The 22,972-nt window shown below is 63.1% G+C and carries 26 protein-coding genes; 15 read left to right on the forward strand and 11 right to left on the reverse strand.

Annotated elements, in window-relative coordinates:
* Nucleotides 1–193 precede the first annotated feature (193 nt).
* Nucleotides 194–862 (reverse strand): uracil-DNA glycosylase, encoded by a 669-nt coding sequence (locus QQL76_RS12475; RefSeq protein WP_499207919.1) that lies wholly within the window; start codon nucleotides 860–862, stop codon nucleotides 194–196.
* Entirely contained in the window at nucleotides 859–1,440 is a 582-nt protein-coding gene (locus QQL76_RS12480) for a LabA-like NYN domain-containing protein (RefSeq protein ID WP_499207920.1), read from the reverse strand. Before QQL76_RS12480 ends, QQL76_RS12475 begins: the two co-directional genes overlap by 4 nt.
* Before the next feature lie 185 nt (nucleotides 1,441–1,625).
* On the opposite strand from QQL76_RS12480, the gene rpoZ reads away from it, so the two are divergent.
* The 10 genes from rpoZ to QQL76_RS12530 all read left to right on the forward strand — a co-directional run bounded on the left by rpoZ (nucleotide 1,626) and on the right by QQL76_RS12530 (nucleotide 10,842).
* Nucleotides 1,626–2,042, forward strand: coding sequence for a DNA-directed RNA polymerase subunit omega (rpoZ, locus tag QQL76_RS12485; protein WP_126010830.1), 417 nt, complete (start codon nucleotides 1,626–1,628; stop codon nucleotides 2,040–2,042).
* 113 nt (nucleotides 2,043–2,155) lie between these two features.
* Nucleotides 2,156–4,405 (forward strand): RelA/SpoT family protein, encoded by a 2,250-nt coding sequence (locus QQL76_RS12490; RefSeq protein WP_499207921.1) that lies wholly within the window; start codon nucleotides 2,156–2,158, stop codon nucleotides 4,403–4,405.
* A gap of 96 nt (nucleotides 4,406–4,501) precedes the next feature.
* Complete coding sequence (locus tag QQL76_RS12495; RefSeq protein WP_499207922.1) at nucleotides 4,502–5,092, forward strand: DUF2062 domain-containing protein; 591 nt, start codon at nucleotides 4,502–4,504, stop codon at nucleotides 5,090–5,092.
* Entirely contained in the window at nucleotides 5,089–5,493 is a 405-nt protein-coding gene (gene acpS / locus QQL76_RS12500; protein WP_499207923.1) for a holo-ACP synthase, read from the forward strand. The genes QQL76_RS12495 and acpS overlap by 4 nt, the downstream gene beginning before the upstream one ends.
* A gap of 200 nt (nucleotides 5,494–5,693) precedes the next feature.
* The gene (gene lepB, locus QQL76_RS12505) at nucleotides 5,694–6,449 is read left to right on the forward strand and encodes a signal peptidase I (protein WP_126010826.1); all 756 of its coding nucleotides are present in this window, start codon (nucleotides 5,694–5,696) and stop codon (nucleotides 6,447–6,449) included.
* 16 nt (nucleotides 6,450–6,465) lie between these two features.
* Nucleotides 6,466–7,182: a ribonuclease III family protein gene (rnc, locus tag QQL76_RS12510; RefSeq protein ID WP_499207924.1), complete on the forward strand. Its 717-nt coding sequence runs from the start codon at nucleotides 6,466–6,468 to the stop codon at nucleotides 7,180–7,182.
* Nucleotides 7,183–7,195: 13 nt separating this feature from the next.
* On the forward strand, nucleotides 7,196–8,137 hold the full coding sequence (era, locus tag QQL76_RS12515) for a GTPase Era (protein ID WP_499207925.1): 942 nt from the start codon (nucleotides 7,196–7,198) through the stop codon (nucleotides 8,135–8,137).
* Between the two features lie 67 nt (nucleotides 8,138–8,204).
* Nucleotides 8,205–8,951: a DNA repair protein RecO gene (recO, locus tag QQL76_RS12520; RefSeq protein ID WP_499207926.1), complete on the forward strand. Its 747-nt coding sequence runs from the start codon at nucleotides 8,205–8,207 to the stop codon at nucleotides 8,949–8,951.
* Between the two features lie 186 nt (nucleotides 8,952–9,137).
* Nucleotides 9,138–9,530, forward strand: a complete 393-nt coding sequence (locus tag QQL76_RS12525) for a hypothetical protein (RefSeq protein WP_499207927.1) — start codon at nucleotides 9,138–9,140, stop codon at nucleotides 9,528–9,530.
* An 85-nt stretch (nucleotides 9,531–9,615) separates the two neighbouring features.
* Entirely contained in the window at nucleotides 9,616–10,842 is a 1,227-nt protein-coding gene (locus QQL76_RS12530) for a PqqD family peptide modification chaperone (protein WP_499207928.1), read from the forward strand.
* A gap of 6 nt (nucleotides 10,843–10,848) precedes the next feature.
* On the opposite strand, the gene QQL76_RS12535 is transcribed toward QQL76_RS12530, so the two are convergent.
* Nucleotides 10,849–12,090: an MFS transporter gene (locus tag QQL76_RS12535; protein ID WP_499207929.1), complete on the reverse strand. Its 1,242-nt coding sequence runs from the start codon at nucleotides 12,088–12,090 to the stop codon at nucleotides 10,849–10,851.
* Nucleotides 12,091–12,372: 282 nt separating this feature from the next.
* Between QQL76_RS12535 and nadA the strand changes: the two genes are divergently transcribed.
* On the forward strand, nucleotides 12,373–13,446 hold the full coding sequence (gene nadA, locus QQL76_RS12540) for a quinolinate synthase (RefSeq protein ID WP_499207930.1): 1,074 nt from the start codon (nucleotides 12,373–12,375) through the stop codon (nucleotides 13,444–13,446).
* A gap of 67 nt (nucleotides 13,447–13,513) precedes the next feature.
* On the opposite strand, the gene QQL76_RS12545 is transcribed toward nadA, so the two are convergent.
* Nucleotides 13,514–14,083: a LysM peptidoglycan-binding domain-containing protein gene (locus QQL76_RS12545; protein ID WP_499207931.1), complete on the reverse strand. Its 570-nt coding sequence runs from the start codon at nucleotides 14,081–14,083 to the stop codon at nucleotides 13,514–13,516.
* Between the two features lie 77 nt (nucleotides 14,084–14,160).
* Here QQL76_RS12545 and QQL76_RS12550 point away from each other — a divergent pair, with 77 nt between their 5' ends.
* Complete coding sequence (locus tag QQL76_RS12550) at nucleotides 14,161–15,711, forward strand: L-aspartate oxidase (protein ID WP_499207932.1); 1,551 nt, start codon at nucleotides 14,161–14,163, stop codon at nucleotides 15,709–15,711.
* A gap of 12 nt (nucleotides 15,712–15,723) precedes the next feature.
* On the forward strand, nucleotides 15,724–16,602 hold the full coding sequence (gene nadC, locus QQL76_RS12555; protein ID WP_499207933.1) for a nicotinate-nucleotide diphosphorylase: 879 nt from the start codon (nucleotides 15,724–15,726) through the stop codon (nucleotides 16,600–16,602).
* Between the two features lie 104 nt (nucleotides 16,603–16,706).
* Here nadC and QQL76_RS12560 read toward each other — a convergent pair whose 3' ends face one another.
* Complete coding sequence (locus tag QQL76_RS12560) at nucleotides 16,707–17,498, reverse strand: DUF4394 domain-containing protein (RefSeq protein WP_499207934.1); 792 nt, start codon at nucleotides 17,496–17,498, stop codon at nucleotides 16,707–16,709.
* Nucleotides 17,499–17,737: 239 nt separating this feature from the next.
* Between QQL76_RS12560 and QQL76_RS12565 the strand changes: the two genes are divergently transcribed.
* Both QQL76_RS12565 and QQL76_RS12570 read left to right on the forward strand, forming a co-directional pair.
* Nucleotides 17,738–18,280, forward strand: coding sequence for a sigma-70 family RNA polymerase sigma factor (locus tag QQL76_RS12565; protein WP_499207935.1), 543 nt, complete (start codon nucleotides 17,738–17,740; stop codon nucleotides 18,278–18,280).
* Entirely contained in the window at nucleotides 18,277–18,999 is a 723-nt protein-coding gene (locus QQL76_RS12570; RefSeq protein ID WP_499207936.1) for an anti-sigma factor, read from the forward strand. The genes QQL76_RS12565 and QQL76_RS12570 overlap by 4 nt, the downstream gene beginning before the upstream one ends.
* A gap of 19 nt (nucleotides 19,000–19,018) precedes the next feature.
* Here QQL76_RS12570 and QQL76_RS12575 read toward each other — a convergent pair whose 3' ends face one another.
* From QQL76_RS12575 to QQL76_RS12600, 6 genes are all read right to left on the reverse strand, one after another.
* Nucleotides 19,019–19,993: an NUDIX hydrolase gene (locus QQL76_RS12575; protein ID WP_499207937.1), complete on the reverse strand. Its 975-nt coding sequence runs from the start codon at nucleotides 19,991–19,993 to the stop codon at nucleotides 19,019–19,021.
* Nucleotides 19,990–20,523: a tyrosine phosphatase family protein gene (locus QQL76_RS12580; protein WP_499207938.1), complete on the reverse strand. Its 534-nt coding sequence runs from the start codon at nucleotides 20,521–20,523 to the stop codon at nucleotides 19,990–19,992. Before QQL76_RS12580 ends, QQL76_RS12575 begins: the two co-directional genes overlap by 4 nt.
* 1 nt (nucleotide 20,524) lies before the next feature.
* Nucleotides 20,525–21,103, reverse strand: coding sequence for a YfbR-like 5'-deoxynucleotidase (locus QQL76_RS12585; protein ID WP_499208365.1), 579 nt, complete (start codon nucleotides 21,101–21,103; stop codon nucleotides 20,525–20,527).
* A gap of 41 nt (nucleotides 21,104–21,144) precedes the next feature.
* On the reverse strand, nucleotides 21,145–21,996 hold the full coding sequence (gene ygfZ, locus QQL76_RS12590) for a YgfZ/GcvT domain-containing protein (protein WP_499207939.1): 852 nt from the start codon (nucleotides 21,994–21,996) through the stop codon (nucleotides 21,145–21,147).
* Nucleotides 21,997–22,098: 102 nt separating this feature from the next.
* Nucleotides 22,099–22,368: a hypothetical protein gene (locus QQL76_RS12595; RefSeq protein WP_126010810.1), complete on the reverse strand. Its 270-nt coding sequence runs from the start codon at nucleotides 22,366–22,368 to the stop codon at nucleotides 22,099–22,101.
* A 90-nt stretch (nucleotides 22,369–22,458) separates the two neighbouring features.
* Nucleotides 22,459–22,956, reverse strand: a complete 498-nt coding sequence (locus tag QQL76_RS12600) for a TIGR02301 family protein (protein ID WP_499207940.1) — start codon at nucleotides 22,954–22,956, stop codon at nucleotides 22,459–22,461.
* Between the last annotated feature and the right edge of the window lie 16 nt (nucleotides 22,957–22,972).

The raw sequence follows: 22,972 nt of genomic DNA on the forward strand, positions 1-22,972 counted from the left end.
CGCGTGGACATTCACGCTGCTAAGGGGACGCGACGCGGCGCGCATTAGTTGCAGAATGCACGCACACACAGCTTGTGCTGATTAATCGCCTCTTAATCCTGCCGCCAGATTTCGTCTCATAACGAAAATCGCCCCTGGAATTTCAGGGGCAAACGGTGCAGCCGGCAATGATCGTTGAAATTGCCCTGTCTTGCTACCGCAAGCGATCATAGGCGGAACGAAAGACGTCCTTGAACATCGCCTCCGTCAAACGCCCGGTATTGGTGTTGTATCGAGAGCAGTGATAGCTCGCGAGCAGGTCGACCTGACCGATCTGGCTCTGCGCACCATGGCCGAACGGATGATCGGCAACACGTGCGCCCAGCGTCCGCACAGTTGAATCATGCGCGATCTTGCCGAGCGTCACGATAACGCGCAGCGCCGGCATGTCGGCGAGGCTTGCGGCGAGGAACGGTCGGCACGTGGCGATCTCCGCGCCTACCGGCTTGTTTTCCGGCGGAACGCAGCGGACGGAGTTAGTGATCGCGGTCCGCACCAGAGTGAGCCCATCATCGGGCCGCGCCTGGAATTCTCCGGTTGAGAAGCCGAATTCATTCAGCGTCGTATAGAGAAGATCGCCGGCATAGTCGCCGGTGAAGGGGCGCCCGGTCCTGTTGGCCCCTCGAAGCCCCGGTGCAAGGCCAACGATCAGAAGCTCGACGGCGGATGGTCCCTCCGGCGGATAGAATGTCGGCACCGGCGCGTTGAACCAGTCGGAATGAACCGTTCTCTGTTCAAGAATAAAGGAGCGCAGGCGAGGGCAACGCGGGCAGTCGCGCGGCGGGTCGATCGGAAAGGCGAGGCCGCCTTCGGCAGCACTCAATGGTCGTCGTCCTCGTCATGGACGGGTTCGACCGGACGGACGGGCCGCTCCGACGGCGCACGGCCAATCTCGGCCTTCAGCGAGACGAGGTCGATGAAGTGATCTGCATGGCGGCGCAGATCGTCGGCGATCATCGGCGGTTGGCTTGCGAGCGTGGAGACGACCGACACCTTGCGGCCGCGCCGCTGGAGCGCATCGACCAGCGACGTGAAATCGCCGTCGCCCGAGAAGATGACGAAATGATCGACCGTATCGGCCTGCTCCATGGCATCGATGGCAAGCTCGATGTCCATGTTGCCCTTGATCTTGCGGCGACCCGAGGCGTCGGTGAATTCCTTGGCCGGCTTGGTCACCACCTTGTAGCCATTGTAGTCGAGCCAGTCGATCAAGGGACGGATCGACGAATATTCCTGATCTTCCACCAGCGCCGTGTAGTAATAAGCGCGCAGCAGATATCCACGCTTCTGGAAAGCGACGAGAAGCTTCTTGTAGTCGATGTCGAAGCCGAGACTGCGTGACGCTGCGTAGAGATTGGCGCCGTCGATGAAGAGGGCGATCTTCTCGCGGGGGTCGAACATGGGCATGCGCTTTCGAAACGAATGAACGAATGATCAGCGCAGCGGCAAAATAAACGAGATCGGCATTGAAAACGACGCGACCGACCCCGGCGCTACGCCAGGAGCCATAACTCCCTTGAATTAATACAGCCCAGAAGGTATGGAAAGCCCAATCCCGCAAATTTCATGTTCGCAAAGGACAGGCAATGGCCCGTGTCACAGTCGAGGATTGCATCGACAAGGTCGACAATCGCTTCGAACTCGTTCTTCTCGCCAGCCATCGCGCTCGGCTGATCTCGCAAGGCGCTCCCATCACGATCGATCGTGACAACGACAAGAATCCCGTCGTTGCCCTCCGTGAAATTGCTGACGAGACCCTGTCGCCCGGCGACCTGAAGGAAGATCTCATCCACTCGCTGCAAAAGCACGTCGAAGTTGACGAGCCGGAGCCCGATCATTCCGCACAGTCGACCGTCGCGCCCGAGGCCGGCCTTGGCGAGACCGTCGATGCCGCTTCCGCCGAAGACGAGGAAGACAAGATTAACTTCGACCAGATGTCGGAAGAAGAACTGCTCGCCGGCATCGAAGGCCTTGTGCCGCCGGAGAAAAACGACGACTATTGATTTGCGCGGACGGTTTGCCGTCCCCATTTCTTCATGATGGATTGGCGCCGGTGGAAGAGGGGAAATCTCTCTTTACGCCGGCGTCTATCGTTTAACCGGAGCACGCACCCAAGATGATGCGCCAGTACGAGCTCGTCGAGCGCGTGCAACGCTATAAGCCTGACGTCAACGAGGCCTTGCTCAACAAGGCCTATGTTTACGCGATGCAGAAGCATGGCAAGCAGAAGCGGGCAAGCGGCGATCCTTACATCTCCCATCCTCTCGAAGTCGCCGCAATCCTTACCGATATGCGTCTCGACGAATCGACCATCGCCGTGGCGCTGCTGCACGACACGATCGAGGATACGACTGCCACGCGGGACGAAATCGACGGCCTGTTCGGCGAAGATATCGGCGCGCTGGTCGAAGGCCTGACGAAGATCAAGAAGCTCGATCTCGTCTCCAAGCGCGCCAAGCAGGCCGAAAACCTGCGCAAGCTGCTGCTGGCCATTTCCGACGACGTGCGCGTTCTTCTCGTCAAGCTGGCCGACCGGCTCCACAACATGCGCACGCTCGACCATGTGCCGCCTGAAAAGCGTGCGCGCATCGCCGAGGAGACGATGGATATCTATGCGCCGCTTGCCGGCCGCATGGGCATGCAGGATATGCGCGACGAGCTGGAAGAGCTCGCGTTCCGCCACATCAATCCCGAAGCGCACGCAACGGTGACCAAGCGCCTGGCTGAGCTTTCGGCGAAGAACCGCGACCTGATCCGCACCATCGAGCAGGACTTCACGGCGCTGTTCACCAACAACCAGCTGAAGGCCACCGTCACCGGCCGGCAGAAGAAGCCCTATTCGGTCTTCCGCAAGATGCAGTCGAAGTCGCTCTCTTTCGAGCAGCTGTCGGACATCTATGGCTTCCGCATCCTGGTCGACGACATTGCCTCCTGCTACCAGGCGCTCGGCGTCGTCCATACCCGTTGGTCGGTCGTGCCCGGACGGTTCAAGGACTATATCTCCACGCCGAAGCAGAACGACTATCGCTCCATTCACACGACGATCGTCGGGCCATCGCGCCAGCGCATCGAGCTGCAGATTCGCACCTACCGCATGCATGAGATCGCCGAATACGGCGTTGCGGCGCACGCGCTCTACAAGGATAGCCTGAAGGGCGGTGGCGATCTTCTGACGCGCGACAGCCGCGCCTATTCCTGGCTCCGCCACACGATCGAGCAACTGTCTGAAGGCGACAACCCGGAAGAATTCCTCGAACACACCAAGCTCGAGCTTTTCCAGGACCAGGTCTTCTGCTTCACGCCAAAGGGACGCCTGATCGCGCTGCCCCGCGGTGCGACGCCGATCGATTTCGCCTATGCCGTCCACACCGATGTCGGCGATACCTGCGTCGGCTGCAAGATCAACGGGCGTATCATGCCGCTCGTCACCCGCCTGAACAACGGCGACGAGGTCGAGATCATCCGGTCCGGCGTTCAGGTGCCACCGCCGGCCTGGGAAGAGATCGTGGTGACCGGCAAGGCACGCGCGGCGATCCGCCGGGCGACCCGTGCTGCCGTGCGCAAGCAATATGCCGGCCTCGGCTTCCGCATCATCGAGCGCAATTTCGCTCGGGCCAACAAGCAGTTCACCCGCGAACTCTTCAAACCGGTGGTCCACCGCGTCGGCCACAAGGATGTCGAGGACGCGATTGCAGCCGTCGGTCGCGGCGAATTGTCGTCGCAGGACGTCCTGAAGGCCATTTATCCGGAACACATCGAAGATCGCACCGCTATCACCAAGGCGGCAGCGGACGAAGGCTGGTTCAACCTGCGCAGCGCCGCAGGCGTCATCTTCCGTGTCCCCGGTGCGCGCCGCATCAACGGTGCCTCGGCCAACGGCGCATCGGCATCGGGTGGGGAAGGCGAGGGGACCCGCGAGCCGCTTCCGATCCGCGGCGTCGACCAGAATGCCCGCGTGGTGTTTGCACCGGCCGGGGCCGTCCCGGGCGATCGAATCGTCGGCATCATGAACGACGACAAGGAAATCACGATCTTCCCGATCCAGTCGCCCATGCTGACCCGGTTCGACGATCAGCCGGAGCGCTGGATCGATATCCGCTGGGACATCGACGAGGTGCGAAAAGTGCGGTTTCCGGTCCGCATTCTCGTCAATGCACTGAACGAGCCAGGCTCGCTGGCGGAGATGGCCGAGGTAATCGCCGGCCGCGATGCCAACATTCGGACATTGTCCACCGTCAGGGTCGCGTCCGACATCACCGAGCTTCTCATGGATATCGAGGTGTGGGATCTCAAACAGTTGAATCAGCTTTTGATGCAGCTTAAGGAAACCGCGTGCGTTTCGACTGCTGCGCGCGTGTATGAGTAGCGGTGCGGGCTTCCTTTCGGGAAGCAGCTGCCGCGAGGTCGGACAGCGGCATGGCGTTGGTGTAAGAAGCCATGCATAGGGACTTCAAGACGCCACATGCTCTTTCGTAGACGCAAGAAGCTCAGCCTTTTGGAACGGTTGCGCCTGTTCGTATGGCCGCAGAAGTCCTTTGCCCGCTCCATGCGCTATCTCGGCAAGCGCGTGCTTCGGCTGAACGCGACGCCGCACGCTATTGCAGCCGGTGTCGCAGCAGGCGTCATCGCGTCCTGGACACCGCTGATCGGCTTCCACTTCGTGCTGTCCTTCGCGCTCGCCTATGTTTTCGCCGGCAACATGATCGCCGCCGGCATTGGCACGGCGTTCGGCAATCCGCTGACCTTTCCCTTCATCTGGGCCTCCACGTTCAAGCTCGGTCACATCATCCTCGATCGCGGCAAGCAGGAGGTCGAGCATGTCTCGATCAATCTCGGCGATCTGCTGAGCCGTATCGACTGGACCCATCTCTGGCAGCCGATTCTCAAACCCATGCTCATCGGCAGCATCCCACCGGCATTCGTATCGGGCGTCTTCTTCTATGGGCTGACCTTCTACAGCGTCCGCGCCTTTCAGAAGCGCCGCAAGCGCGTGCTGGCAGAAAAGGCCGAGGCGCGGGCGATTGCGCGTTCGACGGCAGGAGCGCCTCTGTGATCGTCGGCATCGGCAGCGACCTGATCGACATCCGTCGGATCGAGAAGACGCTCGAACGCTTCGGCGACAGGTTCATCCAGCGTTGCTTCACCGAGGTGGAACAGGCCCGTTCCGAGCGCCGGAAGGAGCGTGCAGCCTCTTACGCCAAGCGCTTCGCCGCCAAGGAGGCTTGCTCGAAGGCACTCGGTACCGGGCTTTCGATGGGCGTGAACTGGCGGGAAATGGGCGTGGTGAACTTGCCGGGCGGCAAGCCGACGATGGAATTGCTGGGCGGCGCTGCCAAACGTCTTGCCGATCTTCTGCCGGAAGGTCACGATCCCGTCGTTCACCTGACCATCACCGACGACTACCCTCTCGCGCAGGCCTTCGTGGTTATCGAAGCCCGCCCTTCCGGCAATTAGGTCCGCGGCATGCTGCCGCGAAGCCTGCATCGCTTTGTTGCCGGTCTCAAGCGAAGAGGTTAAAGAAGTCGCCCGGAGGCACTTGAGCAGCCGCCACGCCGCCTGTGCGCGACAAGCCTTGAGCTTCACGCGGGCACTTGTCGGAAATTGAACGATATTGACCGGTTCCACGTTGCTGGAGGTGCGGTCCAGGGGAACCGATGAGCGTGTCCGACACTGGCAAGAAACAAAAATCCGGCGCCCTTGGCGAGAACATCAAGGTCATCCTGCAAGCGCTTGCTCTGGCGCTGGTCATCCGCACGCTGCTGTTTCAGCCCTTTTCGATTCCATCGGGTTCGATGATGCCGACGCTGCTCGTCGGCGATTATCTTTTTGTTTCTAAATACGCCTATGGCTACTCGAAATACTCGCTCCCCCTGTCCCCGGACCTCTTCGAAGGCCGCATCTGGGGTGCCGAGCCCGAGCGTGGCGATGTCGCGGTGTTCCGCTATCCGCCCAATCCCGATCTCGACTACATCAAGCGCGTGATCGGCCTGCCGGGTGACACGGTCCAGATGCGCAACGGCGTCCTCTTCATCAATGACGAGGCTGTCGAACGCGAGCAGGTGGGTACCTATCGACCCGAGGGGCGATATGACCGTGGCGAGGAGGTGCCGCTTTATCGCGAGACGCTGCCGAACGGCGTCTCCTACAACACGCTCGATCTCACGCCGAATTCGCCCGGAGACAACACGCGTGAGTTCCTCGTGCCTCCCGGCCATTACTTCATGATGGGCGACAATCGGGACAATTCCGCCGACAGCCGCTTCGAAGTCGGCTTCGTGCCATTCGAGAATTTCGTCGGCCGCGCCAACATCATCTTCTTCTCCATGGATGCCGGCACGTCGCCTCTGGAGCTCTGGAACTGGCCGAGCGACCTGAGGTTCGACCGCCTCTTCCAGTCCGCGCAGCAATGATCCTTAGGCCCGCGCCATGAAATCGAAGGCGCTGTCCAAAGGCGAGATCGAGCGTCTTGAAGACCGGATCGGCTACAGCTTCGCCGAGCCCGAGCGGCTGGAGCGGGCATTGACCCATTCCAGCTCGCTGGCCGGAAAATCGGGCAAGCCCGCCAATTACGAGCGGCTCGAATTTCTGGGCGACCGCGTGCTCGGCCTTTGCGTGGCCGAGATGCTGTTCACTGCGTTTCGCTCGGCAGCGGAGGGCGAGCTCTCCGTGCGTCTCAATCAGCTGGTGAGCGCGCAGACCTGCGCGGCGGTGGCCGACGATCTGGAACTGCATGAGTTCATCCGCACCGGCAGCGACATCAAGTCGGTGAAGGGCAAGCGCATGGCGAGCGTGCGCGCCGACGTCATCGAGTCTCTGATTGCGGCGATCTATCTCGATGGCGGACTTGAGCCTGCGCGTGGCTTCATCGAAAGGCTGTGGGGCGAGCGCGCCAGGCGCGAGAATGCCGCGCGTCGCGATGCGAAAACGGAACTGCAGGAATGGTCCCACGCGCGCTCGGGCTCGACCCCGCTCTACCGCATCCTGGATCGGTCGGGGCCGGACCACGATCCGCAATTCACGGTCCGTGTCGAGATCGAGGGACTTGAGCCCGAAACGGGTGTAAGCAGATCGAAGCGCACGGCTGAACAGGAAGCGGCCACGCGCATGCTGGAACGCGAAGGCGTCTGGCCACAAAAATCATAAGGAAAAACTGTCCATGAGCGAAGAGATCGACGAGCGGGTTGCCGAAGACGGGACGCCCCCGGCAGCGACGCGTTCTGGCTTCGTGGCGCTCATCGGCGCGCCGAATGCCGGCAAGTCGACTTTGCTGAACCAGCTGGTCGGCGCCAAGGTGTCGATCGTCAGCCACAAGGTCCAGACGACGCGTGCCATCGTGCGCGGAATCGTCATCGAGGATGCGACCCAGATCGTGTTCGTTGACACGCCGGGCATCTTCAAGCCGCGGCGTCGGCTCGACCGCGCCATGGTCACGACGGCATGGGGCAATGCCAAGGATGCCGACATCGTCCTGTTCATGATCGATGCCGAGCGAGGAATCGTCGGCGATGCTGCCACCATCCTCGAAGGCATGAAAGATATTCATCATCGCAAGATCCTGATCTTGAACAAGATCGATCAGGTGAAGCGCGAAAAGCTCCTGGAACTGGCGGCTGCCGCCAATGCGGTCGTGCCGTTCGACGAGACCTTCATGATTTCCGCGCTTGGCGGCTCCGGCTGCAAGGACGTGTTGAAGTTCCTGGCGAACGCGCTGCCTGAGGGCCCCTGGTATTATCCGGAAGACCAGATTTCCGATCTGCCGATGCGTCAGCTGGCAGCGGAAATCACCCGCGAGAAGCTGTACCTCCGGCTGCATCAGGAACTGCCGTACTCGTCGCACGTCGAGACGGAGCGCTGGGAAGAAAAGCCCGATGGCAGCGTGCGCATCGAGCAGGTGATCTATGTCGAGCGCGACAGCCAAAAGAAGATCGTGCTCGGCAAGGGCGGTGAGACGGTCAAGTCGATCGGCCAGTCCGCCCGCAAGGAAATCGGCGGCATCCTCGATCAGAAGGTGCACCTGTTCCTGTTCGTGAAGGTGCGCGAAAACTGGGGCGACGATCCCGAGCGCTACCGCGAGATCGGCCTTGAATTCCCAAGCTGACGTCCCGACCTCTTCTGCCATCGCCGGTGTTGCCCGGCTTCTTTCCGAGTGAGGAACCGCTCACGCCATGGAGTGGCAGGATCAGGCCATCGTTCTGGGCGTGCGCCGGCACGGTGAGACGAGCGTCATTGCCGAGGTGATGACGCAGTCGCGTGGCCGTCATCTCGGCATGGTGCGCGGCGGCCGATCCAGGCGCATGCAACCGGTGCTGCAGCCCGGCAACCGCGTCGAGGTGACATGGCGGGCCCGCCTCGATGAGCATCTCGGCCAGTTTCAGGTGGAGCCCGTATCGCTCAGGGCCGCACGGCTGATGGAAACGGCGACCTCCGTCTACGGCGTCCAGGCGATGGCGGCGCTGTTGCGCCTGCTTCCCGAGCGTGACCCGCATTTGCGCCTCTACAATGCGCTCGACATCATTCTCGACAGCCTGCATGCGCCGCACGAAGCAGGCGAGCTCTTTGCCCGGTTCGAGCTGGCCATGCTGGACGAGCTGGGCTTCGGCCTCGACTTATCGGCTTGCGCGGTCACCGGAACGACTGCCGACCTCGCTTTCGTCTCTCCGAAGACAGGTCGCGCCGTCTCGCGCGCGGCGGGGCAGGGCTGGGCGGATCGCCTGTTTTCCTATCCGGATTTCCTGGCGCGGCAGGGCGCCGAAGCGGCCGACGAGGCGGCGCTCGCGGAAGCATTTCGGATGACGGGCTATTTCCTCGATCGCGATATTTACGGGCCGCGCGGGCTGAAACCGCCGGAGGCCCGCGAAGGGTTTATCCAGGCAGCGCTAAAGGCCGCACGCGCTGCCAACCCTTCGGCGTGAGCGCCTGCACAATTAAAATTATCGCGAATCAAGGGTTTACAAGAAAATCAGCGCATTTTTGCGATGACCGGGAATAGCCGGCTCGATCTTCCGTTTTCCCAGTATGCCGCGGCGACGCGGGGGCAGGCTTCCAAGGGCGACCCCAACGACACCGGGCAACACTGCGAAAAACGATAGGAGATGACAATGTCGGATCAAAACACGAATGGCAAGGTTGCTGCAGCGGTCGAAGACGATCAGCCGAATGTTGGCCGCCGCAAGATGCTTGCAATGCTTGGCCTCACCGCTGCTGCAGCCTACGCAGCGCCGACCCTTTTGAGCATCCGTGAAGCGCGTGCTTCTGGCGGTTCGGGCGGTGGCTCTGGTGGCGGTTCCGGTGGCGGCTCGGGTGGCCGCGGCGGTTCGGGCGGACGCGGTGGTTCCGGCGGACGCGGCGGTTCTGGTGGACGTGGCGGTTCGCGCGGCTCTGGCGGTCGTGGTGGCCGTGGTGGCTGGGGTGGCCGCAGCGGGTCGGGCCGTCGTAATCCGCAGAATCTCGGTGGCTTCTTCCGCGGCATGCGTGACGATATGCGCTGGTAAGTTTTCCATAAATGAAGGAGGCGTCGCCTGTTCGGGCGACGCCTTTTTCGCTTATGCTAATGGACATGCAATTTTGGAGGTCGCGGTGCGCTTACTCTGTCTGAAGGGTCTGCCGGGACCGATCGAGTTCGCTTCGCCTCTCGAATTCGTCGCCGACGATGTGAAGCGCGTGCTGGTTGGGTGGCCGGAAGTCGCGTGCGATGAGCTTTCGTCGCGCGAGCCGTTGATGACTGTTTCCGGCTCGCCCGACGCGGTTCGTCTCAACCATCGCTATATGGACACGCCGCGGATCGAACCGTCACCCACAAGCGCCATCTGTTCACTGATCGTCGAACTGATGGCCGACTTCGTGGAAAGCGACGACAGCCTCGGCAATCTGCATGCCGGAGCCGTCGAGTTTGCGGGCAGGCTCGTGGTTTTCCCGGCCACGAACCGCGCGGGCAAGTCGACCCTCGTGGGAGCTCTCGCCTCTAAAGGGCATCGTGTTTTCGCCGACGATCTTCTGCCGATCGACCTCGTGCGTCTCGAAGCGATCGCCTCTGGCTGCCTTCCGCGCCTGCGCCTGCCGCTGCCGGAAAGCGCGCCCCACACACTGAAGAACCACCTCGCCGCCAATGCCCTGCTAAACGACGGCTACTACACCTATCTCCCGGCGGCCAATGCGCAGCTCGCGGTTGCCCATGGCGACCGGTCGAAACTCGGCGCACTCGTGCTGCTCGACCGCCGCGAGGAGGGTGTCATGGCCTCCATCGAGGCGATTGAACCCGATGAGGCCCTGTTGCGTGTGCTGCTGCAGGACACGAAAAGCGGCCTCGGCACCTGGACACTCGACCGTTATCTCGCGCTTGTCGGCACGATCGGCATCTATCGTCTGGTCTACAGCCGTGTGGACGACGCGGTGACCTGCCTGCAGGCAAAGTTCGCCTCCTGGCCAGAAGAAGATTTCGCTTTACCGATCGAGCGCGCGGCGGAGCCGGATGAAGACGCAGACGATGATGATTTCGCCTTTGCGCCGAAGCCGGGTCAGGCGCTGATCGCGCGCGCGCCCCATGTGGTGGCACGGGTCGTGGGCCAGGCGGCCTTCCTCGTCGACCTCGACAGCAACGACATCCACCACCTCAACCAGGTCGGCTTGGCGCTCTGGAACCTCATTGCCAAACCGCTCGATGTCGAGACGATCGTCGATATCTTCCAGGAAGCGTTCCCTAATACGCCAGAGGCGCAACTGCGCGCAGATCTCGCCGCAGCCGTCGACCGGTTTTTGGAATCCGGTCTTGCCGTGCTGGAGCCGCCGCTTGCCGTCAGTGCGTGACGATGCCTATTCGGCGGGCGCGAGCACCGGCCGTGCCACAGGCTTTTCGGCAATCGGCAGATGGACCACGGCTGCAAAGAGGCCAAGCGCGACGCCGAGCCACCATACCGGATCGTAGGTGCCGAACCGGTCGTAGAGATATCCGCCGAGCCATACGCCCAGAAATGAGCCGATCTGGTGGGAGAAGAACACGATGCCGCCGAGCATGCCGAGATAGCGTGTGCCGAACATGATCGCGACCAGCGAATTCGTCGGCGGCACGGTCGAAAGCCACAACAGTCCCATCGCGACGGAAAAGACGATCACCGAAAAACCCGTTTGCGGCAGAAGCAGGAAGGCGGTGACCGCGATCGAACGCCCGATATAGATCAGCGCAAGGAAGATGGGCTTGGAATAGCGCTGGCCAATGATGCCCGACGCGATGGAGCCGATGATGTTGAAGAAGCCGATGAGCGCGATGGCGGTTACCGCGTAGGAGGCGTCGATCCCGATATCGCCGAGATAGGCCGGGAAATGCGCGGTGATGAACGCGACCTGGAAGCCGCACACGAAGAACCCGGCGGTGAGCAGAAGATAGCTTTGATGGCCGAATGCCTCGCGGAGTGCGGCGGCGATCGACTGATCGACGTCGGTCTGCTTCTGCGAGCCGGATGACGAGTTTCCGCGCAGCGGCACGGCGAGCACCGGAATGGCGAGCATGATGATCGCGAGCACCACCAGCGCGTCGGACCATCCGAGCGAATCGATCAGGCCCTGGCTGATCGGGGCGAAGACGAACATGCCGGCCGAACCCGCCGCAGTGCCGAGGCCGAACGCGAAAGAGCGCTGCTGCGGTTCCACATTGCGGGCAAAGGCGGCGAGGATGACGCCGAACGAGCCGGCAGCCACCGCCAGGCCGACAAGCACGCCGCCGCCGATATGCAGCCAGACCGGCGCATCGGCCGTCGCCATGGTGACGAGCCCAAGAGCATAAAGAACGGCGGAAAGGAGCAGCACGCGCCACGTGCCGTATTTGTCGGCGATCGCGCCGAAGAAGGGCTGACCCAATCCCCAAAAGAGGTTCTGCAGCGCCATGGCGAGACCGAAGGTGGTTCGATCCCAGCCGGTATCCTGCAGCATGGGCAACTGGAAAAAGCCCATGACGGAGCGCGGCCCGAAGCCGATCATGGCGATCAGGCAACCCGATACGATGATCAGCCAGGGAAATGCAGCCGGCTTTTGCAAGGCGCTCTTGGCTTGGTCGCTCATCGAAGGCTCCGCTTGTTTCGCACGGCTTATCGTGTGGTGATGGCTATATGAGTGCCATTGCACTTAGATTCTTCTAGGACAGGGCCCGAACCTCTGGAAGCGACTTTTTCACATGCCACCTTCAAGCGAATTGATGATTGCGCAAAGGCTTCAAGCACGTCACCGGCTTGCATTCGCATCGGCGAGCGCCTAAATCGCTGTGTGTCGGCGCTGCCGATTTTCTTTTTGTCGCCCTTATGCTCAAACTGAGCATTATGCGGCCGGGGACCGGAGGATGTGCCCATGTCACCCGCAGCACTCGCCATCAAGGCCGAAGGATTTCCAACGACCGCAGCCGAGCGGTTCGGCGTCGCCGAGCGCCCGTCGCTTGCCTTCACGCCGGAAGTCGCACGTGCGACGGAGCATCTCTACGAGCGGGTGAAGCACCACATCCCGGCCATCGAGTGGCCGATCCACGCGCCCTACATCTACGCCATCAATCGCCTGAAGGCCGAGCGCGGCGCAGTCATCCTGGCCCACAACTATCAGACACCGGAGATCTTCCACTGCGTGGCCGACATCGTCGGCGACAGCCTCCAATTGGCGCGCGAGGCGGCGAAGGTCGATGCCGAGATCATCGTTCAGTGCGGCGTGCATTTCATGGCCGAGACGTCGAAGCTGCTCAATCCGGAAAAGACGGTGCTCATCCCGGACATGCGCGCAGGGTGCTCGCTGTCGGAGTCCATCACGGGCGCCGATGTGCGCCTGTTGAAGGAGCGGTACCCTGGCGTACCGGTCGTCACCTACGTGAACACCTCCGCCGACGTGAAGGCCGAGACCGATATCTGCTGCACCTCCTCGAACGTCCTTGCGGTCGTCGAGAGCCTGGAGTCCGATACGGTTCTGTGCATTCCCGACGAATATCTGGCGATGAACGTCGCCAAGCAGACCAAGAAAAAGATCATCACGTGGAAGGGGCGCTGCGAAGTACATGAGCGCTTTTCGGCGGCAGAACTGGTCGCCTATCGCGAGGCCGATCCGTCGATCCAGATCATCGCGCACCCCGAATGCCATCCGGACGTTATCGCGGTTTCTGACTTCGCCGGCTCGACTTCGGGCATGATCGATTACGTCAAGACCAATCGGCCGGGCCGCGTGCTGCTTGTGACTGAATGCTCGATGGCGTCCAATGTCGAGGCCGAGGTGCCGGGAGTCGAATTCGTCAAGCCGTGCAATCTGTGCCCGCACATGAAGCGCATCACGCTGCCGAAGATACTCGATTGCCTCGTCGACATGCGCGAGGAAGTAACTGTGGATCCCGCCATCGCCACTCGCGCACGCCTCGCCGTCGAGCGCATGATCGATCTCGTCAGCTGATATCAATCCGATGACACCGATGATGACGATGCCTGGGCTGCATCGATGCTCCCGGCGCGCGGAAAGCCTAGCTCGCCGGGAGGATGATCGTTTGGCCGACCGAGAGCCGGTTCGGCTGAATGCCGGGATTGACCTGGATGAGGGCACTCAACGGAACGCCTGCGGATGCGGCGATGCCGCTCAGCGTATCGCCGCGCCGGATCGCATAGCTGCCACCGGCATTGCCCGTATCGAGACTGCTTCGGCGCATGGGCGGCTCGCCGGGCTGACGGAACGTTGGAGCCGGCTGCACGATGGGCGCCTGGCGCGTGGCGTTGACGCTGGGGCGCGGCGCGATGTCGTTGTTCAGCGAGTCCGGAACGGCGCTCGTGCGACCGCCGGGGATGCGCAGCAGGCCCGGTCGATTGAGATCACGGCCCGGATTGGCGCGGCGCAGATCGCCGACCGTCGTGCCGCAGCGCTGCGCAAGCGCAACCGCGTTGGTGCCGACGCCTGTCTGGGTTCGCGCAGTGCATTGGGCGAGTGCATCGGTGCCGAAGCCTGGAAGCGGCGCTGCGGTGTAGATCATGGCGGCGACGAAAATCCCGCCGATTCTCCTGTTGACCGGGCGCACCATCGGTTTGTTCAGAATGCTCATCCCATGAAGATAGGTCCTCACCTGCCCATCGTCCAATCACGGCTTGGCGATACAGCCGCGGCGATCGGAAGTCGCTCATGAGTACCGGCCGGACTGGAAAGGGCGGTATCGTCATCATCGGCGGCGGCCTCGCCGGGCTTTTTTGCGCTCTGAAGCTGAGCCCGCTTCCGGTGACGGTGCTGGCAGCGGCACCGATCGGCGAGGGGGCATCGTCCGCCTGGGCGCAGGGCGGCATCGCCGCTGCCGTCAGCGACGAGGACAGTGCCGAGGAGCATCTGGCTGATACGATCGCCGCCGGTGCCGGCATCGTCGATATCGACATGGCGCGTTTGATGGTGCGGGAGGGACCGGAGCGGGTGCACGACCTGCTCGCCTATGGCGTGCCATTCGATCGCGATCTGGAAGGGCGGCTCGCACTTTCCCGCGAGGCGGCCCACTCCCAGCGCAGGATCGTGCGCGTCGGTGGCGACATGGCGGGCCGGGCGATTATGGAGGCGCTTGTCGCTGCGGTCAGGCGCACCCCGTCGATCACCGTGATCGAGAACCTTCAGGCCGAGCGCCTTCTCGTGGAAGACGGCGCCGTCTGCGGGGTGGTTGCCCGTACCGATCGCCGGCATGGTGCGCGGCTGCGGTTTTCGGCGAGCGCTGTTGCCATCTGCACCGGCGGCATCGGCCATCTCTATCGGCTCACCACCAATCCTTCGGAAGCCTCTGGAACCGGCACCGGCATGGCGGCACGCGCAGGCGCGGTCATCGCCGATGCCGAATTCGTGCAGTTTCACCCGACCGCGCTCGATGTCGGCCGTGATCCCGCACCGCTTGCGACCGAAGCTTTGCGCGGCGATGGCGCGACGCTGATCAACCGTACCGGCGACCGGTTCATGCAGGCGATCCACCCGGAAGCCGAGCTTGCCCCGCGCGATATCGTCGCCCGCGGCATCTTCGCCGAAATCCAGGCGGGCAGGGGTGCCTTTCTGGATTGCCGGCAGGCGATCGGTGATCATTTTCCTCAGATGTTTCCGACGGTCTATCGGCACTGCATGGAGGCCGGCATCGATCCAGTGACGGCGCCCATTCCAGTCGCGCCAGCCGCCCACTACCACATGGGCGGCATCTGGACCGATGCGGATGGTCGCACGTCTCTGAAAGGTCTTTACGCGGCCGGCGAAGCCGCCTGCACCGGTGTGCATGGGGCCAATCGGCTGGCCTCGAACTCGCTTCTGGAAGCGGTGGTCTTCGCAGCGCGGATTGCCCAGGCCATCGCGTCCGGCAATGCAGGGGGCGCCCTGTCCGTACCGATCGTGCAAGAGGGGGCGTCGGCAGACGACCACGAAGCCGATCGGCGGATCATGGCCGATCTCCGCGACATCATGAACCGCAATGTCGGCGTGCTGCGCGATCGCGCGGGTCTGACGGATGCGCTGAGAGCCATGGCTACGATGCGCGGCGGTGACAGCATCGAAAACAGCCTGGCGGTCGCACGTCTGGTCACGCTCGGCGCGCTGTTGCGCGAGGAAAGTCGCGGCGGACACTTCCGGAGCGGTTGGCCGGCCGAGGAGCAGGCGTTCGAACGGCGCAGCGCGCTGAAACTCGCTGAAGCCGAAACAATGATCGCGGATATCATCTGAAGGACGAGACCCATGACCGACAGACCCTACAGGCCCGAATTGCCCGGTCTCCTGATCGAGGATGCGGTTCGCGCCGCTCTGCAGGAAGATCTCGGCCGCGCCGGTGATCTGACGACCGCAGCGACCATCGCGCCTGACAGAGAGGCGACTGCCACCTTCAACGCGCGGGATGGCGGCGTGATCTGCGGCCTGCCCATGGCAAAGGCGGCATTTCGGCTGATGGACCCGGACATCTCGTTCGAGCAGCTCGCCCATGACGGCGATCGGGTCGCGCCGGGTACGGCCATCGCCCGCGTGTCGGGCAAGGCGCGCGCCATCCTGTCGGCCGAACGTACGGCGCTCAACTATCTGATGCACCTCTCGGGCATCGCGACGGCGACAGCGATCTATGTCGATGCCATCGAGGGCTCTGCTGCGCGGGTCTGCTGCACGCGCAAGACCGTTCCGGGCCTTCGGGCTTTCCAGAAATACGCCGTGCGCTGTGGCGGCGGCGCCAACCACCGCTTCGGGCTCGATGATGCCGTTCTCATCAAGGACAACCACATCGCCGTTGCCGGCGGTCTGACGGCCGCGATCGAGCGCGCCCGCTCCTACGTAGGGCACTTGGTCTGCATCGAGATAGAGGTAGACACACTTGATCAGCTCGCCGAAGCGCTGACGGCCGGGGCGGATGTGATTCTGCTCGATAACATGGGCCCACAAGCCCTTGAAAAAGCTGTGCGGATGAAGAATGAGACACGTCCGTCCACCCGTCTCGAAGCTTCAGGCGGAATCAGCATCGAGACGATCGCTGCCATCGCTGCGACGGGCGTCGACCTCATCTCGACATCGAAGATCACGATGGCCGCGGCTCCGCTCGACATCGGCCTCGATATCCAGATCGGTGTCTGACTTCTCAGAAGACCGGCGATCAAGCCGCCGGAAAGATTCACAAAAAAAGCCGCCGGCGATAAAGCCGGCGGCAAGTTGACCCGTCCACGGGGAGACTTCGGGTATTACATGGCTTCCGGCAGAACCGTCAGGTCACGCAGATCGCCATCGACGCCGGTAATCGCACCGGCTTCAGTGGCGGCACCGGTTTCCAGATCGACCGTGTAGAGCGTGCCACCGGTTGCGAGCCAGGCGGTGTTCGTGCCGTCTTCGGTGGTCTGGACGTCGAAGGCGAAGGTGTCGCCTGCGCTTTCGATGCCGAGCTTGCCGATGGCTGCGAGCGTGCCGTCATTCGGCGATGTCTGCTGGATCAGCGCACCAATCGTGGCGTCGATGTCGTACATGGCGGTCGATTCGGCAGTGCCGAACGAATTGATGTAGGCAGCAGCCACGATGTTCGGCGCTTCGCCGGCATGCATGTCGCTGTCTTCGAACGCCAGTTCGCCATCGACCGTCACTTCGCCCGTGTCGATGTTGACGCGGTAGTTGGTGGTACCCGTCATGTAGCGCAGACGGTCGGCCATCGGGTTGAAGTCGACGACGACCGGTGCGTCACCGATTTCGAGCGGCGTGTTCATCGTGGAAAGCTCGGTCGCTTCACCGGTTTCCAGATCGATCGTCACGACAACGCTTTCAGGCGTAACGCCGACGATTGTGCTGTTGGCCGGGCGGTAGTCGATGCCGACCAGCGAATCGACGCCGGTGACGTCCATCGTCTCGGAGACTTCCAGCGTTTCGCTGTCGAAGAGGACCAGCGTCTTATCGCCGGTGAGGCCGAGCACAGGGGCTGCGAAGCCGGTTGCGCCGGTGAGAAGAAGAACTGTCGAAGCTGCAAGTGCTGTCTTGAAACCCTGCATGGTCGTGAACTCCCGTTGTTGGTTGCGAAGAGGCGGAGACGCCCCGTTCATGGTCCAGACACGGGGGCAGGCTGTTTGGATGCACCCGGCGCAATTTTTATTTTTTGCATCCGTTTGTCGCACCCGCGGGTATCGGAAGGGCACACTGCTTTACGAGAGGCATTTCGATGTGGCACTTGATGGTTGCGCCGGACAGCGTGACAGGGATCGGGTTTGGGAAAAGCCGTGCAGGTAGCAACGTGACATTGAACCATGCCGAGGCCTTGGCAGGCTGCGCGCGTGGCGATCGCCAGGCCTTGAAGAGCCTCTTCGACACCGAAGCGGGGCGGCTTGTTGCCGTTGCGCAGCGCATCGTTCGCCGGCGTGATCTTGCCGAAGAGATCGTCCAGGAAGCCTTCATTCAGATCTGGCGCAAGGCGCACCAGTATTCGCCCGATCGCGGATCGGCGCGCGGGTGGATCTATGCGGTGGTGCGCAACCGCGCGCTTAATGTCCTGCGTGACGGCGGCCGCGAGGAACTGGCGGAAGAAACCGATCTCGACACGCTGCGCGAAACCGCGACCGTTCATGCGGCCGACGACGTGCTCTCGCGGCTCGACCAGGAAAGCCGCCTGCGCCAATGTCTCGAGGCGCTGGATGAGCAGAAGCGCCGCAGCATCCTGATGGCGTATATCTCCGGCTACACCCACGGCGAAATCGCGGGGCGGCTCGGGGTCCCGCTTGGAACCGCCAAGGCGTGGGTGCGCCGTGGCCTCACCACGCTGCGGGGGTGCATGGAATGACCAGCACGCCTCTCAGCCCAAGCGTTGACGACCGGGCCGAAGACTATGTGCTCGGTCTGCTCGATGCGCGTGAAGAAGCCGCCGTCGAGGACGACATTGAGCGCGATCCGGAATTGCGCGCCGCAGTTGCGAGGGCGCGCGACCGCTTCCACGAACTTGATCTTGCCGCTCAACCCGTCGCGGTCACACCAGGCCTGTGGCAGCGCATCGAGAGCGCGCTGCCGACAACCGGGTCGAGCGCGCCGACCATCACGGCCGCCCCGGCACGGGCCGCAAACGACAATGCGGTGCGACGCTGGCGCATTGCTGCACTCTCAGGCATGGCGGCGGCCGGCATCCTTGCCGCGGCGCTTCTCGTGACACCATCGCAGCAGCCGCAGGCGCAGGTGGTCGCGGTGCTGATCGACGATGCGGGCGAACCGCTTGCAATCGTCGAGGATTACGGCGATCGCACAAGCCGGGTCACGCCGCTTGCCGAAATCGCCGTTCCGGCAGACCGTACGATGCAGGTCTGGACATTGCCGAACGAAGATCTCGGCCCTGTGTCGCTGGGCCTTATCGACCAGTCGGAAACGACTTTGCTGGATAACGGTCCGTCATTGCCGCTGCCGCAGCCGGAACAGCTCTACGAGATCACGATCGAGCAGGAGGGCGGCTCGCCGACGGGACGGCCAACCGGACCGATCGTCGGCAAAGGCTTTGCCAAGCGGCCGCTATAAAGCGTTTCCAAATGCATGATCAGCCCCGGCCGCCGAGCTTGAGGCCGGGCGCTGGCCGCTCGTCCAGGATCTTGCGCCGGAAACGGTAGAGCGCGGCTGGCCGGCCTCCGGTGCGGGCACTGGTTTCACCTGTCGGTTCCACCAGTTCCGCGCCTTCGACCAGGCGGCGGAAATTTTGCTTGTGCAGATGCCGCCCGGCAATGGCTTCCACCGTCGCCTGCAGCTCCGTCAGCGTGAAGCGCTCCGGCATCAGTTCGAACACGACCGGCCGATACTTGATCTTGCTGCGCAACCGCGACGCGGCCGTTGCCAGCACGCGGCGGTGGTCGAACCGCATCTGGACGCCGAGTGGCTGGTCGAGACCCGTCGACGCGACCCGCCCGTCCGTCACCGCTTCTTCGAGAAGGCCGGCTTCATAGAGCAGCTCGTAGCGCTCCAGCACGCGCTCCTCGTCCCAGGGAAAATCGTCGAGGCCGAAAGCGAGGCGCAGGCGGGAGTGCTTGCCCGGCAGGCGCGCTGATCGGCTCTCGGCCTGCGGAGCACCCGCCCAGGCAATCAGCCGCGGCAGGATCAGCGCGTCCAGCATCTTCGGTCGACCCTGGCGCCAGTCTTCCCAGGGCAGGAAGCGATAGATGCCGTGCCAGCCTTCGCCGTCATCGGCCGGGTCGTCCTCGGTCGAACGGGTCAGCGCCAGATAGCCGACGGAGACGATGTGAGGGCCGGTATCCGCCTCCTGCTTGTGCCGGCCACGATCGCCGAACGTGTAGAGCTGCTCGACATAGCCGAGCGACAGGCCCGTTTGCGCGCTTACATAAGCACGCAGGCCCATTTCCAGCGTCCGGTGCTGACGCGGGTCGAAAGGCCCGAGCGGCAGGGAGGCGAGGGCCGCTCGGTCGGAGACAGTGAGAACGCGCGGCTCGGATCCGGCGACGGTGATGATGGCCGCTGTCAATCCGATCTCGATGGCCGTCAGCCCGGCACCTTCGCCGCTCATGCCGGCGCACTGCGTTCAAGTTGAAGCGGAAAAACGAAGGGAATGCCTTGCGCCGTGTCGGCGCCACGGCCGATCGACTTCACGGCCCGCACGAGGGCGCCGTTGCGGCCAAGAAGCGCGTCGCCGATCTCGATCAGTCGCGGGTTCGGTGTTGCGAACGGCGCCGCCCGGCGCAGCGCCTGCGCCAGTTCCGCGTCATCGAGATCCGGGTCGAGCGATAGCGCCGCAATCAGCGCGGCGGCGGGTGAACGCGACACGCCCATCCAGCAATGGATGAGAAGAGGCTGCGTTTGATCCCAAGCACGCACGAAATCGACGAGCTGGCGCACATGGCTTTCCTGCGCAAGAACCAGTCCATCGATGGCAACGGCAATGTCGTTCAGCCCGAGCTGCAGATGATTGTCCGCCGCAATCAAGCCGGGGCGGTGCAGCGCCTGATGCTCCGCGAGAAGGCTGACCAGTGCGCCGGCACGGTGGCGAACGGCCGTTTCGGCAACCCTGTTCAGCGGACAGACCACCAGAAACGGCATCTCAACCGGCCTCCGCCCGACGCGCGGCTTCAGCCACCGCGAACCGTTCGAGAAAGAGCGTCTGCGCGTCTTCCGTCGCCAGCGGCTCGATCGACAGCATATCTGGCGAAACACCGCGCGGCGTGCCGAAATAGAGACGCGCCTCTCTTTCGCTGAAGCCGGCAAGCCGCGTCGCCTCGAAATAGGCCGCAATGGTATCGGCCCGCTTGATCATGGCCTTGGTCGCCGCGGACGGCACCGAGGGCAAAGAGAATCTGAGGTGAATCGCGCTCTGAAGACGGGCTTCTATCTCCTTGTAATGGCCGCCAAGAACCGCCTTGAAGGGCGAGATCATGTCGCCGATCACATATTCAGGTGCATCGTGGAGAAGCACCAGCATCCGCGTGGCCGGATCGAGCGTGAGATTGATGCGCGTGGCGATCTCCTCGACCAGCACCGCGTGCTGCGCCACCGAAAACGCATGCCGCCCGATCGTCTGTCCGTTCCAGCGCGCAACGCGCGCCAGACCATGGGCGATGTCGGAGATCTCGATATCGAGCGGAGAGGGGTCGATCAGATCCAGCCGGCGGCCGGAGAGCATGCGTTGCCAGGCCCGGCCGTCGCGGCGCGCGTTCACAGGCGTTACGCCTCGCTCGCCTGCAGGTCGGTTGGAAAGCTGAGGCCGGTCCAGTCTGCCAGGCGGATGTCGACCGGCTGGTCGCCTGCGTGAATCGCCTTGCCAGCGGCAATCGCAGCCCCGGCCTTGTCGATGCGCACGATCGCAAGCCCCTCGCTGCCGGAACGGCTGCCAAGCGTGCCGATCGAGCGGTTGTCGACGGTGATGTCGATATCGCCCGTCGGCAGATCCTGCGACCCCGAAACCAGCACCAGCCGCCGACGCGCAGTCGCCCGGTGCTGCATGCGCGAGACGACTTCCTGGCCGACAAAGCAGCCCTTCTTGAAGGAAACCCCGCCATTGCGGTCCATCAGCACGTCGTGCGGGAAAGCATCGGAGGGCGGAAAGTCGGCGCCGAGCTCCGCGACGCAATTGGCGATGCGAAGCTTCACGTAATCTTCCGCCGACCCGGTCACCCGCTCGTGCCGTGGCGCGTAAAGGCGATAGACCGTCTCTGTGCTTCGAAAGCGTGTATCGCGCAGCGCACCTCCCGGCCGCTCTTCCTGCCAGATCGCCGTGACGTGCAGGTCGTCCGCGCGCGCCATCTCGAGCTTGGCGCGCAGCCGGTAAAGCGTCATGCGGCGGACGAAATCGTCGGCGTAGGCGGCATCGATATCGATCAGGAAGCCGGTATCCGCGTCGCGGGCGATCACGAAATCGAACATGATCTTGCCTTGCGGCGTCAAGAGCGCGCCCGCTACGGCATCGCCGGCGGCAAGCCCATCGAGATCAGGCGTCAGGACGTCCTGAAGAAGCCGCTGGGCATCCGGTCCGATAAAGCGAAGAACGGCGCGATCTTCCAGGGTGACGATCGGCATGAGGGCGGAGCTCCCGTCAAAATCTCTTGGCGCTCGGCACAGGTAGCGTTCGGTCAGCGGCCCCGCAAGGGTGACAGAGTAGCGGTCTAAGAAGGCCGAGTTCTACTGCAGCGCGCGATCGGGGGAAAATTCACCCGCCAGCAGTCGCTCCTTGAGGTCTGCAAGAAGTTCGTCGGCACCTTCTTCGCCGTAGAGGCGGACAGTCTCGCGCATCGCGGTCGCCAAAGCCGCATCGACGAGAATTTCAGGCTCGATGCCGTCGGCCACGCCATCGGCCCAGGCATCGTTCTGGTGTTCGAGCGCGACCTGCATCTTTTCATGCACGATCATCTCGTCAATCTCGTTCAGGCGATGTTCGGTGGCGATGGCCATGGGCGAGAATCCATATTTCCGTTTCGTTAAGCTCTAGCACGCCGCTTCCCAAAACGGGACGCCTCGCTGCCAAAAGAGGTTAACAAGGCCCTAATTCCCGAACCTTGCGATGATTTCAGACGCCAGTGTTGCGCCTTCGCTACGGTATCTGGCCCGTGCTGCTTCCGCCGATGGCGTGCACCGCGTGTAGACCGACGCAAAACTGCGGTAGCCGCGATTGAACGCTGCCGTCAGCCGCGCGCTTCTGGCTGCTTCGGGCGCTTCCGCGGCAATCAGCTGCTCCATGAGGTCGCGCCAGTCGGACACGTCGCTCGATGAGGCAGCCTCCTGGCCGTCGTCGGCGTCGCTCGCAGGCTCGGTCCGGCACAGCGTCTGCAGGTAGTGCACAGACCCGACGATCTCCGAAAGCCTGATCAGCCGGTCGTCATAGGGCACTTCGGGTGGCGCCGCTGGTTGTGGGGTGGTCGTCGATTCGTCTGTGCTTTCCATCGCGTCCGGAGCCGCCGGCTCCTGCGCAGCGCCGGGCTCGATCACAGGCAACGAGAGCAAGACCGCGAGCAGGAGGGCAACGAGCGAAGGATGCAGCAAGCGAATCGTTTTTCCT

Source organism: Rhizobium albus (assembly GCA_030160035.1).
GTDB lineage: Bacteria > Pseudomonadota > Alphaproteobacteria > Rhizobiales > Rhizobiaceae > Georhizobium > Georhizobium albus.